Here is a 17696-nt window from a genome sequence, read left to right as displayed (position 1 = left end):
CGCATCCAACCATGCCGAGCTGGAGGCTCGCTCATTACCCATGGGTTACCCAGGCGGCACCGGGGCCAGACCGCCTCGGGCGAGGACTCTGGCGAGCGATTCGACGACCTCTGGCTGGTAGTCCCGCCCTGTGCCCAGACGCAGCTGTTCGAGTGCGCCGAGCACTCCGCCCGCTGTTCGTCCGCTTCCCCCGGTCAGATCGTCGTATGCGTTGACGGCGCGGACAATCCGGGCGGGCAGCGGCTGTTCGCGGTACGGATCGGCCTGCAGCTCCACGACGACGGCGACGGCGGGCGGGACCCCGGTCTGGCGCACGACCGCACCCCCCAGCAGGGCTATCCGCCGCTGCTCGGCGACAGGCAGCAGGGCGGTGGCCCCCTCCGGAACGGGGTCCACGAGCGAGAGCTGCCCGATGTCGTGCATCAGGGCCGCGTACTCCAGAACGGTCAGCTCGGAGCCCGAGAGCCCCAGCTCGCGCCCGACGGCGGTGGAGAGCGCCGCCACCCTGCGGGCATGGCCCGGCCGGGTGTATCCGGCGATCTCGGTCGACCGGGCGAGGGAGGCGATGGTCTGCCGGTAGGTGGTGCGCACGGCCGCGTACCGGCGGAAGGACAGCTGCGTCAGCAGCAGCGGCACACAGAACACGGGCAGCGCCCAGAGCCCTGCGACGGCCACGGAGAGCGCCATCACGGCTCCGGTCGCGCAGACGGCCGAACCGATGCCGAGGAGAGCTCTGAGCTCCTCACGCAGCAGCGGTGTGTACGGGATGGGGGCACCGGCACCTCCCATGCGCTTGGCACTATGGGGGAGGGTGCGCGCGTGCAGCATCGCGGCGGCCAGTACGGCGTCGCACAGGGCGGTCAGCAGGAGCAGGACGACAAGGAACAGCGGGTAGTACGCCCCGTGTCCGACCCAGCGCTCCAACTCGCCGGAGTTGTACAGCGGCTGGAAGCAGGCGGCGGCGAAGGAGACGGTCAGCACCCGCCGCGCCACATGATCGAGTGCGGGCCCGCTCCCCCGCGCCACATGAGGCACGGCACCGGCGAGCGCGGCCGCGACGACGACGCAGACGACTTGCAGTACGCCGTGCGTCGTGGGCTGCCCTGCGCACTCTCCCAGGAGCGCGTACGCGAGGGCTCCGGCGGCGCCGAGGGGCGCTGGTTCGCGCTCCCCGGGCAGGGCTCCCCAGCGGGCCAGCTCCCCGACGGCGATGAACGCCCCGAAGGCCAGGGCGTTTGCGGGCTGCTCGAGCCCCTTCCACAGGGTCAGGGCGAGTGCCCCACCGGTGAGCAGGGCGGCGGCGACGTACACCCCGCGAACGGCGACCCCGGCCGTGGGGCTCACCCCGGTCCGCCCGGCGCACCGTCGCGGCCCGCGAGCGGCCCACGGACCGGCAACCGGACAGGCTGCGGCTGCGGCTCAGGCTGTGGCGGGACGTTTCCGCACGCCGCCTGCGCGACCGGCTCGTCCGCCGTCACCGAGGTCTCCCAGCCGTGCCGCGCGAGCGCCCGCACCAGCGCCTGCACCATCTGCGGGTCGAACTGCGTCCCCGCGCACCGCTTCAGCTCCTCGAGCGCCGCGTCCACCGGCCGCGCCCGGCTGTACGAACGCGTCGAGGTCATCGCGTCGAAGGCGTCCGCGACCGCAACCACCCGGGCGAACTCAGGGATCTGCCGCCCCACCAGACCGTACGGATATCCGCTGCCGTCCAGCCGCTCGTGGTGGTGCAGGATCGCCGCCCGCGCCTCCCCCAGGAATCCGATCCCGCGCACCATCTCGTGCCCGTACTCCGGATGCAGCTCGATCACCCGCCGCTCCTGCGGCGTCAACGGACCGTCCTTGCGCAGCACCCGCGTCGGCACCCCGAGCTTGCCCACGTCGTGCAGGATCCCGGCGAACCTGAGCACCTCCAGGCGCCCTTCGTCCATGCTCAGTTCGCGCGCGATCAGCACGGACGCGCGCCCCACCCGCTCGCTGTGCCCGCGGGTGTACCTGTCCTTGATGTCGACGGCCTGCACCAGCGCCCGGATCGTCGCCTGATGCGCGGCCAGCTCGTGGTGGTACTGCACGAAGATCCAGCAGGAGATGTACATCGGCAGCAGGACGAGGAGCGCGGACAGCGGCCCGTACGGACTGCGCCACAGCACCGCCATCATCAGCCCGGCCAGCCCGTGCACGAGGTGCGGCGCCAGTGAGCGCAGCAGCGGCCCGCGCCAGGCGCTGCGTACGGGCAGCCGTTCCGCGGTGGCGAGGATGCCGCCGTCGAGCGCGGTCAGCACCAGACAGAAGGCGAGGGCTCCGGCCGCGGCCGGCAGCAGCGCATACGGAAAGTCCGGTACGCGCGGCGTCCGCCCGCCGCCGAGCAGCAGATACGCCTGCGCCGCGCCCCAGGTCGCGAGCGAGAGCCGGGCGGCACGCCAGATCCGCCGTACACCCGCGGGCCGCTGGTCCACCCGCCCCAGCAGCGCGCCGGGCACGGCGACGAGCGCGGCCGCGGGGGGCGTCAGCACAAAGGCCGCGGCGAGCAGCACGGGGAAGAAGGACCCTGCGCCGACCGGCACCCGGTCGCCGGGGCAGCGGCAGCGGGCGGGCATCTCGCACACCGCGTACAGACCGGCCAGCAGCAGCGCGCTCCAGGGCACCGAGGCGCCGGGCCGCACGGCGGGCAGCAGCGGCAGCGCGCATGCCGCAGCGCAGAGCACGACGCCGAGAATGTACGCACGTGCCGCCGTCGGTATGGCCGTCACCGCCCAGCCCCCTCCTCAAATCGAGCGCCAGGCTAGCGAGTTGAGGGGTGAGCGGCGGGCGGATGCGCTCTGTTCGCACCCACGGGTGACACGTGGGTGAACATACGAGCAGGGTGCGCCGCGAGAATCGCGGCGCACCCTGCACACATGTACGAGTTTGTTTGTCGGCTACTCCTGGGCGAGACCCGGGAGGTCCGCGCCGGCGACCGTCACATCGTGGTCGGGCACGGCCTGCCCCGAGCGGATGAGATCGATGCGCCCCATGACCTTGGCCCGCAGATCGCTGGGCACGTCGTCATGTCCGCAGCAACGCTTGACCAGCTTCTTCACGGCCTGCTCGAGACCGTACTTCTCCAGGCACGGCGAGCACTCCTCGAAGTGCACCTCGAACTTCGTGCAGTCGCTCTCGGACATCTCACGGTCGAGAAACTCGTAGAGATGGTCCAGGACCTCTGAGCAGTCCGTCTCGTGCGGCTCTCCGCAGCTCATGAGCCCGAGCCTTTCGCGTTGTTCGACTCCCCCGCACCGGCGGGTACGAGTCCGCGCTCGCGCGCGTAATCCTCAAGCATGCCGCGCAGTTGACGGCGGCCCCGGTGCAGGCGGGACATCACCGTCCCGATCGGTGTTCCCATGATGTCCGCGATCTCCTTGTACGCAAAGCCCTCTACGTCGGCGAGATAGACCGCGATACGGAACTCCTCGGGAATGGCCTGCAGCGCTGCCTTGACGTCCGAGTCCGGCAGGTGGTCGAGAGCCTGCGACTCGGCGGAGCGCAGCCCGGTCGACATGTGCGACTCGGCGCGCGCGAGCTGCCAGTCCTCGATCTCCTCGGCGCCACTGCGCTGGGGCTCGCGCTGCTTCTTGCGGTACGAGTTGATAAAGGTGTTCGTGAGGATCCGGTACATCCACGCCTTGAGGTTCGTGCCCTCGCGGAACTGGTGGAAGGATCCGTACGCCTTGGCATACGTCTCCTGCACGAGATCCTCGGCATCAGCCGGATTCCGCGTCATACGCAGCGCGGCAGAGTACATCTGGTCCAGGAAGCCGAGAGCGTCCCGCTCGAAACGGGCATTGCGCTCGGCAGTCGTCTCCTCGGACTGCCCCGCCTGGCCGTCGTCGGTCCCTGCGTCGGTCCCAGTGACCGGACCCACCTCCTCCAACGCTGTGGCGAGACCGAATGCGGACCCGCTCGACTCGGAGGATAGACGACGATCCGCTCCGCCCGCCGCCCGACGAGGGGCGGTCTTGGCCGCGGAAAGCACCGTCCACTCCAGGTCAGCGGTGTTCGAGCGGCTCGGGCAGATGGTCGAACCCATGCTGTGGACTCCCTACTCCGTGCGCTGTGACTGACGTCCCGACAACCGCCTCAACAGTGTGTGCGCGCGCATCATTCCCGGAGCCCGCGGACCCAGTCCCGCACCGCCTCCGTGATCACCCGCAGCGTCTCACTCTCGGTGATCCCGGCCCGCTTGGGGACGGCGAAGCCGTGATCTCCGAAGGGGACTTCCACGAGCTCGTACGTCCCCTCGGGGAACTCCGCGGGCTTCCCGAAGGGATCGTTGCCGCCCTGTACGACGAGGGTGGGCACGCCTGCGCCGAGCAGCTCGTCGGCGCGGGACTTCTCGGGACGGCCCGGCGGATGCAACGGAAGCTCAGCGCGAGCACGCCGACGGCCCCGAGCTCGACCGCGGTCCGGCAGGCGACACGGGCCCCGGCACTGCGCCCTCCGGCGACGACGGGCAGCCCGGACTTCGCCAGTACGGGCCAGATGCCGCGCCATCCGGCGTCGAGCGTCTTCGGCGCGGGGGCGACCTTCTTCCCGGCCACCCGCCAGGGCTGCTCCACCAGCGCGACGGTGACCCCGTCCGCGGTCAGGCCCCGGGCGACGGCCTGCAGATCCCGCGCCTCGATCCCGCCCCCGGCACCGTGCCCGAGCCCCAGCACCAGCCGGGCCCGCCCGGCGGCATGCCAGGTGACACGCGCCTCACCGGCGTCCGTCTCCACGCTCTCGATCCGACTCACGCTTCCATCCTGCCGCGCGAAGGGTGCGACGCGGCTGCGCCGCGACGGGGTGCCGTCAGAACAGCGTCTCCACCTCGGGCGCCGCCAGCTCCTCCAGCAGCTCCGGCCCGTTGTTGCGCACATTGCTCACCGCGGTCGTCACCGCGTATGCCCGCATCAGCCCCTCCGGCGGCGGTTCCAGCATCCCGCGCAGTTCGTCCAGGTCCGTCCGTGAGGGGTCCAGCCACGCGTCCCACCGGTCCGCTGTCAGCATCAGCGGCATCCGCGGGTGGATGTCGGAGAGCGACCGGGGGCCCTGTGCCGGGGCCACCCCCAGCGGGCCCTTCTCCGCCTCCGTCGTGATCACCGAGCACGTCACCCACCACGCAAGCGGATGTTCGTCCGGCAGCGTCCGGTCCCGCCAGAACTCATACAGCCCCGCCATCGCGAACACCGAGCCGTCCGCCGGCGTCACGAAGTACGGCTGCTTGCGCGCGCGCTTCTTCTTGCCCTCGACCTCGAGCTCCCGCTCGCCCGCCCCGGTCACCCACTCGAAATAGCCGTCCGCGGGCAGGATGCAGCGCCGCGAGACGAAGGGCTTGCGGAAGGACGGCTTCTCGTGGATCGTCTCGGCCCGCGCGTTGATCATCCGTGCCGCGCCCTCGGGTGACTTGGCCCACGACGGCACGAGCCCCCACTTCAGCGCCCGCAGCTGGCGAACCGGACGCCGGTCCGGGGCGTCTTTCACAGGGCGCTCGAGAATCGCGTAGACGTCCTTCGTGGGGGCCACATTCCAGTCGGGCGCCAGCGTCTCCTCGGGATCCCACTTCTCGACCTCGAAGAGTCCTGAGAGATCCTCGGGCCTACGACTCGCTGCATACCGTCCGCACATGAGTGCCAGACTGCCACTCCTGCCCGCCGCCCGAGGAGCCGCCCGAGAAATGGCCATCACACAGTCCGCCACCGATCTCTGGGACCGCATCTTCGGCTCTCAGCCCGCCCCCGACGAATGGCTCGTCCTCGTCGCGGGCGTCATCGCTCTCGGCGCCGTCGCACCCCACCCGATATGGCGGATCTCGCGCAACGCCATCACCATCGCCCACGAGGGCGGCCACGGCCTCGTCGCGCTGCTCACCGGCCGCCGGCTCGACGGCATCCGGCTGCACTCCGACACCAGCGGCCTCACGGTCAGCCGCGGCAAGCCCAGTGGTCTCGGCATGATCCTTACGGCGGCCGCGGGCTACACCGCGCCGCCGCTCCTGGGCCTCGGCGGCGCCTGGCTGCTCGCCGCGCACCACATCACGCTGCTTCTCTGGCTGGCCACCGCCCTGCTCATCGCGATGCTCGTGATGATCCGCAACGCGTACGGCGCGCTCACCGTGATCCTCACAGGCGCCGCCTTCCTCCTTGTCTCCTGGCTGACAGAACCCGAGGTACAGGCCGCCTTCGCCTACACCGCCGTCTGGTTCCTGCTGCTCGGAGGCGTACGACCGGCCTTCGAGCTCCAGTCCAAGCGGCGCCACGGCGGGGCCCCGGACTCGGACGCCGATCAGCTGTCCCGGCTGACCCATGTACCGGCCGCGATGTGGCTGTTCCTGTTCCATGCCGTGTCACTGTGTTCACTGATCGGCGGCGGCCGCTGGCTGCTGGGCCTTTGAATACCCGCGGTCCGGTGGGCGGACGCGCCGGGAAACCTGACCGGCCGAGCCCTCTATCACTCCCCGGTTACGCCCCGATTTCGCCACTTTTGATCAAGATCCTGGTCTTCGCGGAACCACTAAAGTGATGGCCATGACCGAAAGCTCCGTGCACCCCGCCCTGTGGCCCGCCCCCTACGCGACCGGAGCCGTCGAAGCGACGGTGACCGTGCCCGGGTCCAAGTCGGTCACCAACCGGGCCCTGGTGCTGGCGGCCCTGGCCGCCGAACCCGGCTGGCTGCGCCGCCCGCTGCGCTCCCGCGACAGCCTCCTGATGGCGGAGGCCCTGCGCGCGCTGGGCGTCGGCATCGAGGAGACGGTGTCCTCCAGCTCCACCGTCGCGGGCAGTCACGACGGCGAGGGCGAGGCCTGGCGCGTCATTCCCGCCGGTCTGCACGGCCCCGCCACGATCGACGTCGGCAACGCCGGTACGGTGATGCGCTTCCTGCCCCCCGTCGCCGCGCTGGCCGACGGCGCGGTCCGCTTCGACGGCGACCCCCGTTCCTACGAGCGCCCGCTGAACGGCGTGATCGACGCGCTGCGCGTCCTCGGCGCCCGGATCGACGACGACGGCCGCGGCTCGCTCCCGATGACCGTGTTCGGCAGCGGCGCGCTGGACGGCGGCCCGGTGGAGATCGACGCCTCCTCGTCCTCGCAGTTCGTCAGCGCCCTTCTGCTGTCCGCACCGCGCTTCAACCAGGGCGTGGAGGTACGCCACATCGGCGGCACCCTCCCCTCCATGCCGCACATCCGGATGACCGTCGACATGCTCCGCGCGGTCGGCGCCCAGGTCGACGAGCCCGAGACCGGCGGCGAGCCCAATGTCTGGCGGGTCTCCCCCTCCGCCCTGCTCGGCCGCGATCTGACGGTCGAGCCGGATCTGTCCAACGCCCAGCCGTTCCTCGCCGCCGCGCTGATCACCGGCGGCCGGGTCACCATCCCCGACTGGCCCGAGCGCACCACCCAGCCCGGTGACGCACTGCGCCGGATCTTCACCGAGATGGGCGGTTCCTGCGAACTGACCGAGTCCGGTCTGACGTTCACCGGCACGGGCCGTATTCACGGCATCGACGTCGATCTCGGCGAGGTCGGCGAACTGACCCCGGGCATCGCGGCGGTCGCGGCGCTCGCCGACTCCCCCTCCACGCTGCGCGGCGTGGCACATCTGCGCCTCCACGAGACGGACCGCCTCGCGGCCCTGACCAAGGAGATCAACGAGCTCGGCGGCGATGTCACCGAGACCGAGGACGGGCTGCACATCCGCCCGCGCCCGCTGCACGGCGGCGTTTTCCATACGTACCACGACCACCGCATGGCCACGGCGGGCTCGATCATCGGCCTTGCCGTCGAGGGCGTACAGATCGAGAACGTGGCGACAACCGCCAAGACCCTGCCCGACTTCCCGCGGATGTGGGCCGGAATGCTCGGGGCCTGACGACAGATGCGCCGCTACGGCAAGCACACCGACGAGGACGACATCCGCTCCCGCCCCAACCGCAAGGGCAACCGGCCACGTTCCAACATCCGCCCCAAGCACGAGGACGCAGTCGAGGGCATGGTCCTGACCGTCGACCGTGGCCGGCTCACCTGTCTCGTCGAGGACCGCGTGGTGATGGCCATGAAGGCCCGCGAACTGGGCCGCAAGGCCGCGGTGGTGGGCGACCGTGTCGGCATCGTCGGCGATCTGTCCGGCGAGAAGGACACCCTCGCGCGCATCGTGCGCATCGAGGAGCGCAAGTCGGTGCTGCGCAGGACCGCCGACGACGACGATCCGTACGAGCGCGTGGTCGTCGCCAACGCCGACCAACTGGCAATCGTGACGGCGCTGGCCGACCCGGAACCGCGCCCGCGGCTGATCGACCGCTGCATCGTCGCGGCGTACGACGGCGGGCTCACCCCGCTCCTCGTCCTGACCAAGTCGGATCTGGCCTCGCCCGACGAACTGCTGGAGAAGTACGGCGCGCTGGGCGTCCCCCATATCGTCACCACGCGCGACGAGTTCGTGGACGGCGCCGCGGCCGACCGGGTCTACGAGCACCTTCGGGGCAGGACCACGGTGTTCGTCGGCCACTCCGGCGTCGGCAAGACGACCCTGGTCAACGCCCTTGTCCCGAAGGACCGTCGACGAAGCACGGGCGTTGTCAACGCGGTCACGGGCCGCGGCCGGCACACCACCACATCGGCGCTGGCCCTGCCGCTCTCGGGCAAGGAGGGCGGCTGGGTGATCGACACCCCCGGCGTGCGCTCCTTCGGTCTGCACCATGTCGATCCGTCCCGCGTGATCCTCGCCTTCCCCGATCTCGTACCGGGTACGGAGGGCTGTCCGCGGGCATGCAGTCATGACGAGCCGGACTGCGCGCTGGACGAGTGGGTCGCCGAGGGGCACGCGGATCCGGCGCGGCTCTATTCACTGCGGCGTCTGCTGGCCACCAGGGAACGACGCGAGGGGGACTGACTCCCGCACGTTTGCGGCCCGCGGCAGTTGGTAAGTGCATAATCGCACCAAGTCCGACGAAGCAGTCACCGACTGATGCGGGAGGCACAGACCATGGCGTGGCTGCTGGTGGTGGTCGCCGGAATCCTGGAGACGGGGTTCGCGGTCTGCCTCAAACTCTCGCACGGCTTCACCAGGCTGTGGCCGACCATCGCGTTCGCCGCCTTCGCGCTGGGAAGCTTCGGTCTGCTGACGCTCGCCCTGAGGAAACTCGACGTCGGTCCCGCGTACGCGGTGTGGACGGGCATCGGCGCGGCGGGCACCGCGATCTACGGAATGGTCTTCCTCGGCGACCTGGTGTCCACCCTCAAGATCGTCTCGATCTCGCTGGTGATCGTCGGCGTCATCGGTCTCCAGCTGTCGGGCTCGTCGCACTGACGGGCCCACTGACCCACTCGCCGACGGCCCCGCCCACGGCCGTGCGCACCAGCTGCCCGACCCCTTCGCCGACGGGCGCGACCACATGGGCGAGCGCGAGCCGCGCCGCCAGCTCGCAGCGGCGCGCCACATCGGCCGACTCCTCCTTCGTACGCCCCTCGGACAGCCCTTGTTCCAGAGCGGCCACCGAGCGGTCCCGTACCGCCGCGACCAGCTCCGCCGGGGACGGCGGCCCCGCGTCGGCGCGGCGCTGGGCGGGCACCCCGGACAGCACCGCACCGCGCCGGGCCGGCCTCGGCGCGGGCAGCCGCTCACCCCAGCAGGCGGTGAGCAGGGCCCGCAGCAGTGGCCTCGCGCGCGCCTCGGCGACGGTCCACTCGGCGACCGAGACCAGCCGGTCCGCGGCCCCGGTCCGCTCGGCCAGCAGCCGCTCCACGCCATGGAGATATGCGTCGGCCTCGCGCCGCACCATGGCGCGGGCGAGACCGTCCTTGCTGCCGAACTCGTTGTAGAGGGTCTGCCGCGAGACCCCGGCGGCGGAGGCGACATCGACCATCCGCACCCCTGACCAGGGCAGATCGGCGAGCGCCGCGAGAGCGGCGTTCAGCAAGGACTCGCGCGCTGTAGGCATCGTCGCCTCCCCGGCCGTACGGCTCTGCGGCCGTGCGCCTCTGAGGCCGTGCGGCACTGCGCTCAGAGTTGACGCGCGGCCATCCACTGTCAAGAGCCATGCCGGACAGGGGCCCGGAAGCCGGGCGGGACAGGGCCCAGGACCGCCCTCTTGCGCCCGGATAGAGTGACGACCATGCCCGACTACCACGACGATCTGCGTCTTGCCCATGTCCTCGCGGACGCCGCCGACGCCGCCACGATGGACCGGTTCAAGGCTCTGGACCTGAAGGTCGAGACCAAGCCGGACATGACGCCGGTGAGCGAGGCCGACAAGGCGGCGGAGGAGCTGATCCGCGGACAGCTCCAGCGGGCGCGGCCGCGTGACGCGATCCTCGGCGAGGAGTACGGCATCGAGGGCACGGGCCCGCGGCGCTGGGTGATCGACCCGATCGACGGCACCAAGAACTATGTGCGCGGAGTGCCGGTCTGGGCGACGCTGATCTCGCTTATGGTGCAGGGCGAGGGCGGCTACCAGCCCGTCGTGGGCGTGGTGTCGGCCCCGGCGCTCGGCCGCCGCTGGTGGGCGGCGCAGGGCGGCGGCGCGTACACCGGGCGCAGTCTGAGCTCGGCGAGCCGGCTGCGGGTCTCCAACGTCGGCCGGATCCGGGACGCCTCGTTCGCGTACTCCTCGCTGAGCGGCTGGGAGGAGCAGGGGCGGCTCGACGGCTTCCTCGATCTGACCCGGGCCTGCTGGCGCACACGCGGGTATGGCGACTTCTGGCCGTACATGATGGTCGCCGAGGGTTCGGTGGACATTTGTGCCGAGCCGGAGCTGTCACTCTGGGACATGGCGGCCACAGCTATCGTCGTCCAGGAGGCGGGCGGATCCTTCAGCGGTCTGGACGGACGCCCTGGTCCGCACAGTGGCAACGCCGCCGCGTCCAACGGTCTGCTCCACGAAGAGCTGCTGGGATATCTCAACCAGCGCTACTGACAGTCAACAGACAGCCACTGGCGGGCGTCTACACCCTTTTCCGCCCGTGCGCGCCCCCTTGCTGCCCCGCCCCAGGGCTGCGACTCTGAGAGTCCCCCCACTTGTGAACTTGTGAATCGGTTCCCGAACGACCGATCCACCAAGGAGGTGGCTCCATTCATGCTCGTCCGTGACGCCATGAGCACGGTGGTCCTCACCATCGGCCCCGCACACACACTCCGCCAGGCGGCCCGCCTGATGGCCGCGCGCCGCGTCGGCGCCTCCGTCGTCCTCGACAGCGACGCGGGCGGCCTCGGCATTCTGACCGAGCGCGACATCCTGAACTCGGTGGGTGCGGGGCAGGACCCCGACCTGGAGCTCGCCGGCACCCACACCACCACCGACGTCGTCTTCGCCGCGCCGTCATGGACCCTGGAGGAGGCCGCGGAGGCCATGACACACGGCGGCTTCCGGCATCTGATCGTGCTCGACAACGACGGACCTGTCGGCATCGTCTCCGTACGCGACATCATCCGCTGCTGGGCACCGGCACGGCGCCACCCGGCAACGCTCGCCGGATAGACCGGGGGGCCGGATCCCCGGGCTGGGATCCGGTCCTCGTCAGGTGGTTCGGGCGCGTGGTTCAGGCCCACTCGTTTGGACTTTGTCCAGATCAAGCAAGTGTCCAAAGTCACACCCGTTCGGGAACTGGGTCGTGCCGCTGTTAGGCTGGTCCTTATGAGTGACCTGTTGGAACGACTTCGCGGACGTGGCTGGCGCATGACGGCGCAGCGGCGTGTCGTGGCTGAGGTCCTCGACGGCGAACATGTCCACCTGACGGCCGACGAGGTACATGCGCGCGCCGTGACGAGGCTGCCCGAGATCTCCCGGGCGACGGTGTACAACACCCTGGGCGAGCTGGTCAGCCTCGGCGAGATCCTCGAGGTCTCGACGGACCGCCGCGCCAAGCGGTACGACCCGAACGCGCACCGCCCGCACCAGCACCTGGTCTGTGCCCAGTGCGGCGCGATCCGTGACGTCCACCCCGCGGGCAACCCGCTGGCGGACCTCCCGGACTCGGAGCGCTTCGGCTTCACGGTCTCGGACGTCGAGGTGACGTACCGGGGCACGTGCCCGAACTGCGCGTCGGCCTGACGCCGAGGTTTCCCGATAGCCCGGCACCACCCGATAGCCCGGCACCAAGAGGTGCCGGGCTTTCGCTTGCCCTTCCGGCACAAGACGAAGGCCCGGATCCTGATGGATCCGGGCCTTCGTCTTCAGTAGCGGGGACAGGATTTGAACCTGCGACCTCTGGGTTATGAGCCCAGCGAGCTACCGAGCTGCTCCACCCCGCGTCGATGAATGCAACACTACGTCACCCCGCCGACCAGCGCAAATCGATATTCGTCTCTACATCCGTCGCTACGCCGTGAGCTCTTGGTGGAGCGCGTCGCGCAGCCGTGCCGCACGCTCCGCCACCTCGGCGGGACCCAGTTCGACGGCACGTGCGCACCATCGCTGCCCCTCGGTCAGCTCGCCCCTGCGGGCCGCAAGGAGGGCCAGGCGCAGCGCTGCCCGGCCGTGCCCCGCGCGGGCCGCACGGGCCCACCACAGGGCCGCCTCGCGCTCATTGCCCTCGCGGGCCAGGAGCAGCCCGAGGTTGAAAGCGCCGTTGCGGCTGCCCGCCTCGGCGGCTTCCCGGTACCAGCGTGCGGCATCCGCCATGTCTCCGCGAGTCGCGGCGAGCATTCCCACCCGTACCTGGGCACGACGGTGCCCCTGCTCGGCGGCACGCTCGTACCACTCCTCGCACTCGCTCTTCTCCGCCATCGGCTCGCCCAGCGCGGGCGGGCCCGGCGGCGGCTGGCGGGAGTCGAGCACAGTGGCGAGCCGGAACGCGGCCTCGGCGCTGCCGCCACCCGCCGCGCAGCGCAGATGCCGCTCGGCGGCCTGCTCGTCGCCGTCTCTGAGCAGCGCGATACCGACCTGGAGGGCTGCCTCGGTGTGCCCGGCGGCCGCTGCCCGCTCGTACCAGGACAGGGCCGTACGGTCGTCGTCCCGGCCGACGTAGAGGATGCCCAGGTTGAAGGCGGCGTCGACGCTTCCCGCCTCGGCGGCCTTGGAGAACCAGGGCTCGGCGCCGGTCGCGTCCCCGGCCTGCAGCAGCAGTACGGCGAGTGCGTTGGCGGCCTCGCGGTGACCCGCGTAGGCGGCGCGGCGGTACCACTGCTCGGCCTGCGACGTACGGTCCTGGGCAGCGCAGAGCAGCCCCAGGTTGTACGCGCCGTTGACGTCACCCGCGTCCATGGCGGCGCGGTACCAGCGCTCGGCGGTCTGCTGCTCACCGCGGGCGGCGTGCAGCGCGCCGAGGGCGTTGGCGGCATTGCCGTCACCGTCCTGCGCGGCGCGCAGCCACCAGACGGCGGCACTCTCCTCGTCACCGGCGTCGCGCAGCAGGAATCCGAGCGCGCAGGCGGCGCGGGCCTCACCGTCCTTGGCGGAGGTGAGGTACCAGCGACCGGCCTCCTTGAGTTCGCCGCGCTTCTCCAGGATCGCGCCGAGGTGCAGCGCGGCCCGCCGGTGCCCACGCGCGGCGGCCTGCTGGTACCACTGAGCGGCCTCGTCGAGTACGGAGAGCTCGCCGCCCTCGCCCCCGGCGACGGGCGCGGGGACAGCGGATGCCGGGGCACCCGCAGCGGGACCGCCTGCGCCGCCGCCGGCTCCCGACGTGGCCGACGTACCCGATACCGCGCCGGCAGCCGGGGCCGCGTCCCCGCCGCCCGCACGACCCTGCGCCTGCACACGCGCCGCGTTCTCCGTGCGCCCCAGAACCAGGCCCACGTCCCCGCCCGCGCGTGCCTCTTCCGCCGCCCGGCGCTCCAGCGCGCGGGCAAGCCGGTAGGCCGCCTCACGGTGTCCCTGCTCAGCCGCAGCACGCAGCCAGCGCTCCGCGCCCACGTCGCTGCGGTGCTCCAGCAGGTCGGCGAGGGCGTACGCCCCCAGCGCATGCCCCTGCTCGGCGGACTGGCGCAGCCAGTACTCCGCGGCCGGCTCGTCGCCTCGCTCGCGGAAGTGGCGCCCCAGTGCATGCGCCGCGGCCGCGGAACCGGCGACGGCGGCGATACGCCACCATCCGGCCGCCTCGTCGGCGTACCCGCGCTGGTGGAGCAGGACACCCAGGTTGTTGGCGGCGGCGCGGTCGCCCTCGGCGGTCGCGGCACGCAGGTACGGCTCGGCGCCGTCGAGGTCGCCACGGCGCAGCAGCAGCGCGCCGAGCACACTCATCGACGCGGTGTCGCCGCTTTCGGCCGCGCGCCGGTGCCGTGCCTCGGCCCCGGCGGTCTCCACCGAGTCGGCACTTCCACCACCGCCGGCACCTTCAACGTTGTCAGCGGCTACGGCAGAACTGGTCGCATCCGCCACGTCTCCGGCATGCCGCTGCACAAACCGCCCTGTCTCCAACAGAGTTGCCCTGTCCCCCATAAATTCCATCGTCGCACCACCTGCAACCCGCGTACACCTGGTATACCGCAGCCAGTGAGGTCACTTCAGCGTTTTGTCGACATGCCCACAGAGAGATAAGTCAAACACGCCGAACCTCAACTCGCGCCACGCGGCACACAGTTCTCACCGGCAGCACATACGCACGAAGAGGGCCCGGATCCTCAAAGGATCCGGGCCCTCTTCATTTTCAGTAGCGGGGACAGGATTTGAACCTGCGACCTCTGGGTTATGAGCCCAGCGAGCTACCGAGCTGCTCCACCCCGCGCCGTTGTGTTGCAACCGTACCACGGCGCGGGATGGTGCCTGCTCAGCCGCCTTCAGCCACGGTCAGCCACCCTTGGACGGGGTGGCCGTCGGGCTGGGCTTGGACTGCGCCTCGGAGAGCCTGCGCAGCGCGTCGTCAAGAGCCTCCTGGGCCTTGCCGTACGCCTCCCAGTCCTTCGGGTCCTTCGACAGCGCCGCCTCGGCGTCCTGATGCGCCTTCAGGGCATCCGCGATGGCAGCCTTCGTCGCCGCGTCACCGGTCGCCGGTGGCTTGGTGCCCGGTGGCGGTGTCGTCGTCGGCGGCGGCTGCTCGGTGCCGACCTGTCCGAAGGCCGCGTCAAGCGCTTCGGAGAGGCTGTCCTTGAAGACCGGCTTGCCTCCGCCGTAGGCGGCGGCCACCTTCTTCAGCAGCGGGTAGTTCGCGCTGCCGCCGCGTGCGTACACCGGCTCGATGTAGAGGAACCCGCCGTCGAGCGGCACCGTGAGCAGGTTGCCGTACTCGATGTCCGAGTCGGTGCCTCTGAGGTTTCTCACGAACTCGGCGACGTCGTCATTGCCGTTGAGCTCACTCTGCACCTGTTGTGGACCTTGCACGGTCTCGGTGACTCTCAACAGCCTTATCGTGCCGTACTTGTCGCTGTTGGCATCGGCGTCGACCGCCATGAACGCGCCCAGGTTGGGGCGCCCGGCCGGCGTGAACGTCGTCGTCAGCGAGAACTTCTGCGTCTGGTCGCCGGGCATCTTCAGGCTCAGGTAGTACGGCGGGACGGCGCTGGTGTCCTTGTTCGTCGGGTCGTCCGGCACCTGCCAGGCGTCCGAGCCACTGTAGAACTGCTCGGGCTCGGTGACGTGGTACCGGGTGAGCAGCTCGCGCTGCACCTTGAACATGTCCTGCGGGTACCGCAGATGGGCCTTGAGCGAGGGCGAGATCTCGTCCTTCGCCTTCACCGTGCCAGGGAACGCCTTCATCCAGGTCTTGAGCACCGGGTCCTGGGTGTCCCACTGGTACAGGTTGACCGTGCCGTCGTACGCGTCGACGGTCGCCTTCACCGAGTTGCGGATGTAGTTGACCTGGTTCTGCTGGGCGACGACCGCGCGCTGATTGGTGGTCAGCGAGTCGGCGGTGGTCTCGCCCAGCGTCGTACGCGAGGCGTAGGGGTAGCCGTTGGTCGTGGTGTACGCGTCGACGATCCACTGGATCCGGCCGTCGACGACCGCCGGATAGGCGTCGCCGTCGATGGTCAGCCAGGGGGCGACCGCCTCGACGCGCTCCTTGGGCGTGCGGTTGTACAGAATCCGCGAGCCCTCGCCGACGGCTCCCGAGTACAGGATCTGCGGCTCGCTGAAGGCGACGGCGTACGCCGCGCGGTTGAGCGGGTTGGAGAGGTTGACCCCGCTCTTGCCCTTGTAGCTCGTGTACTTGGTGGGCCCGACGCTCGCCTCGTAGTCGAGCTCCTTCTGCGGGCCGCCGACGATGGAGTACTGCTCCGTCTTCTCGCCGTAGTAGATCCGCTGCTCGTACTTGCCGAGCTGACCGCCGGTGGGCATTCCGGCCTCGGTGAAGTCGGGCGAGCCGACGGTGCCCTTGTCCGGGTCCGTGATGGTGTTCGTGCCCTTGGCCGCGATCGCGCCGTAGCCATGGGTGTAGGTGAAGTGGTCGTTGATCCAGTTGCGCTTCTGGATGCCCTTGATGTTGAGCTCGCGCAGACCGATGACCGTGTCCTGCGGCTTGCCGTCGGGGCCGGTATAGCGGTCCACGTCGAGGGTCGCGGGGAACTGGTAGTACTTGCGCTCCTGTTGGAGCTGCTGGAAGGCGGGTGAGACCACGTTCGAGTCGACAAGTCGGTAACTCGCCGCCGAAGGTGCGGCAGCGCGCTGCTGGGCCTTCCGCTTGGGGTCACCCTTGCCGGAGTAGTCCTCGGGGTTGGCCTTGTCGATGCCGTACGCGTGACGCGTGGCCTCGATGTTCTTCTTGATGTACGGGCTTTCCTTGGCCTGCTCGTTCGGCTGGACCTGGAACTTCTGCACGATCGCCGGGTAGAGGCCGCCGATGAGGATCGCGGACAGGACCATCAGCCCGAAGCCGATCACCGGGAGCTGCCAGGTGCGGCGCCACAGCGTCGCGAAGAACAGCAGAGCGCAGATGACGGCGATGCAGAACAGGATCGTCTTCGCCGGGAGGTAGGCGTTGGCGTCGACGTACCGCAGGCCCGTCCAGTTGCCGGTGGCCTTGAAGTCGCTGGACTTCACCGCGAGGCCGTACCGGTCGAGCCAGTAAGCCACGGCCTTGAGTGAGACGAAGACGCCGAGCAGCACCGAGAGATGCCCGGTCGCCGCGCCGGTCGCCCGCGCGCCGGGGCTGGTGATGCGCAGCCCGCCGTACAGGTAGTGCGTCAGGGCGGCGGCGATCAGCGAGAGCACGGCGGCCGCGAAGCCGAAGCCGAGCAGGAACCGGTACCAGGGCAGATCGAACGCGTAGAACGACACGTCCATGTGGAACTGCGGGTCCTTCTGGCCGAAGGGCACGCCATTGACCCACATCAGCCAGGTGCGCCACTGACCGGTGGCGGAGGCTCCGGAGATCAGCCCGACGAGAGCGGTGATCCCGAGGAGCACCCACTTCTTGTACGGCGCGATGCCCATCCGGTAGCGGTCGAGGCTCTGCTGCTCCAGCGACATCGCGCTCAGCGGCGGGCGCAGCCGGTGAGCGAGCCAGATGTTGACGCCGACGGCCGCGGCCATCAGCAGCCCGAAGACGGCGAACAGTCCGACCTTGGTCCACAGGGTGGTGGTGAAGACGGAGGAGTAGTGCACCGATCGGTACCAGAGCCAGTCGGTCCAGAACCCGGCGAACATGACGAACGCCATGGCCAGAACGGCCAGGACGCCCAGCGTCATGAGCAGGGTGCGGACCCGCCGGGACGGCCGGCCCACTCTGATCCGTGGCCCTGTCGGGCCTCCGCCGCGGTCCGGCATCTGGAAAGCCAACGTGCGCACCTCGAAGTTCGCGGTCGTGTGAAACGGGC

15 protein-coding genes, 2 tRNA genes and 1 pseudogene are annotated in these 17696 nt (G+C 70.4%); 7 read left to right on the top strand and 11 right to left on the bottom strand.

What is annotated here, in order from left to right; all coding sequences use genetic code 11:
- Positions 1-45 precede the first annotated feature (45 nt).
- The 6 genes and pseudogenes from OOK40_RS28405 to OOK40_RS28380 all read right to left on the bottom strand — a co-directional run bounded on the left by OOK40_RS28405 (position 46) and on the right by OOK40_RS28380 (position 5640).
- On the bottom strand, positions 46-1293 hold the full coding sequence (locus OOK40_RS28405; RefSeq protein ID WP_266487703.1) for an HD-GYP domain-containing protein: 1248 nt from the start codon (positions 1291-1293) through the stop codon (positions 46-48).
- Positions 1294-1340: 47 nt separating this feature from the next.
- Positions 1341-2747 carry an HD-GYP domain-containing protein gene (locus tag OOK40_RS28400; protein WP_266487223.1) on the bottom strand — a complete coding sequence of 469 codons (1407 nt, stop codon included), beginning with the start codon at positions 2745-2747 and terminating at the stop codon, positions 1341-1343.
- Between the two features lie 168 nt (positions 2748-2915).
- On the bottom strand, positions 2916-3236 hold the full coding sequence (gene rsrA, locus OOK40_RS28395) for a mycothiol system anti-sigma-R factor (protein WP_266487220.1): 321 nt from the start codon (positions 3234-3236) through the stop codon (positions 2916-2918).
- Positions 3233-3898, bottom strand: coding sequence for a sigma-70 family RNA polymerase sigma factor (locus OOK40_RS28390; RefSeq protein ID WP_266487700.1), 666 nt, complete (start codon positions 3896-3898; stop codon positions 3233-3235). Before OOK40_RS28390 ends, rsrA begins: the two co-directional genes overlap by 4 nt.
- Before the next feature lie 236 nt (positions 3899-4134).
- Positions 4135-4769: pseudogene (locus OOK40_RS28385) on the bottom strand (alpha/beta family hydrolase).
- Positions 4770-4824: 55 nt separating this feature from the next.
- Positions 4825-5640, bottom strand: a complete 816-nt coding sequence (locus OOK40_RS28380) for an SOS response-associated peptidase (protein WP_266487218.1) — start codon at positions 5638-5640, stop codon at positions 4825-4827.
- A gap of 49 nt (positions 5641-5689) precedes the next feature.
- Here OOK40_RS28380 and OOK40_RS28375 point away from each other — a divergent pair, with 49 nt between their 5' ends.
- From OOK40_RS28375 to OOK40_RS28360, 4 genes are all read left to right on the top strand, one after another.
- Positions 5690-6406, top strand: coding sequence for a M50 family metallopeptidase (locus OOK40_RS28375; RefSeq protein WP_266487217.1), 717 nt, complete (start codon positions 5690-5692; stop codon positions 6404-6406).
- Positions 6407-6539: 133 nt separating this feature from the next.
- Entirely contained in the window at positions 6540-7880 is a 1341-nt protein-coding gene (gene aroA, locus OOK40_RS28370) for a 3-phosphoshikimate 1-carboxyvinyltransferase (protein ID WP_266487216.1), read from the top strand.
- Positions 7881-7886: 6 nt separating this feature from the next.
- A complete protein-coding gene (rsgA, locus tag OOK40_RS28365; protein ID WP_266487215.1) occupies positions 7887-8900 on the top strand; it encodes a ribosome small subunit-dependent GTPase A in 1014 nt (337 codons plus the stop codon).
- 93 nt (positions 8901-8993) lie between these two features.
- Positions 8994-9317: a multidrug efflux SMR transporter gene (locus OOK40_RS28360; RefSeq protein WP_266487698.1), complete on the top strand. Its 324-nt coding sequence runs from the start codon at positions 8994-8996 to the stop codon at positions 9315-9317.
- Here OOK40_RS28360 and OOK40_RS28355 read toward each other — a convergent pair.
- Positions 9283-9948: a TetR/AcrR family transcriptional regulator gene (locus tag OOK40_RS28355; protein ID WP_266487214.1), complete on the bottom strand. Its 666-nt coding sequence runs from the start codon at positions 9946-9948 to the stop codon at positions 9283-9285. The two genes, OOK40_RS28360 and OOK40_RS28355, sit on opposite strands and share 35 nt — an antisense overlap.
- 174 nt (positions 9949-10122) lie before the next feature.
- On the opposite strand from OOK40_RS28355, the gene hisN reads away from it, so the two are divergent.
- From hisN to OOK40_RS28340, 3 genes are all read left to right on the top strand, one after another.
- The gene (hisN, locus tag OOK40_RS28350; RefSeq protein WP_266487213.1) at positions 10123-10923 is read left to right on the top strand and encodes a histidinol-phosphatase; all 801 of its coding nucleotides are present in this window, start codon (positions 10123-10125) and stop codon (positions 10921-10923) included.
- Positions 10924-11082: 159 nt separating this feature from the next.
- The gene (locus OOK40_RS28345; RefSeq protein ID WP_266487211.1) at positions 11083-11484 is read left to right on the top strand and encodes a cyclic nucleotide-binding/CBS domain-containing protein; all 402 of its coding nucleotides are present in this window, start codon (positions 11083-11085) and stop codon (positions 11482-11484) included.
- A 156-nt stretch (positions 11485-11640) separates the two neighbouring features.
- A complete protein-coding gene (locus OOK40_RS28340; RefSeq protein WP_266487209.1) occupies positions 11641-12057 on the top strand; it encodes a Fur family transcriptional regulator in 417 nt (138 codons plus the stop codon).
- Between the two features lie 126 nt (positions 12058-12183).
- Here the strand turns inward: OOK40_RS28340 and OOK40_RS28335 are convergent.
- From OOK40_RS28335 to OOK40_RS28320, 4 genes are all read right to left on the bottom strand, one after another.
- Positions 12184-12257 (bottom strand) — tRNA-Met (locus OOK40_RS28335).
- A 67-nt stretch (positions 12258-12324) separates the two neighbouring features.
- Positions 12325-14394 (bottom strand): sel1 repeat family protein, encoded by a 2070-nt coding sequence (locus OOK40_RS28330; protein WP_266487207.1) that lies wholly within the window; start codon positions 14392-14394, stop codon positions 12325-12327.
- A 203-nt stretch (positions 14395-14597) separates the two neighbouring features.
- Positions 14598-14671 (bottom strand) — tRNA-Met (locus OOK40_RS28325).
- 62 nt (positions 14672-14733) lie between these two features.
- Positions 14734-17646 (bottom strand): UPF0182 family protein, encoded by a 2913-nt coding sequence (locus OOK40_RS28320; protein WP_266487696.1) that lies wholly within the window; start codon positions 17644-17646, stop codon positions 14734-14736.
- Between the last annotated feature and the right edge of the window lie 50 nt (positions 17647-17696).

The sequence above is a fragment of the Streptomyces sp. NBC_01481 genome (assembly GCF_026339995.1).
Lineage (GTDB): Bacteria > Actinomycetota > Actinomycetes > Streptomycetales > Streptomycetaceae > Streptomyces.
This window is presented reverse-complemented; position numbering and strand designations above follow the sequence as displayed.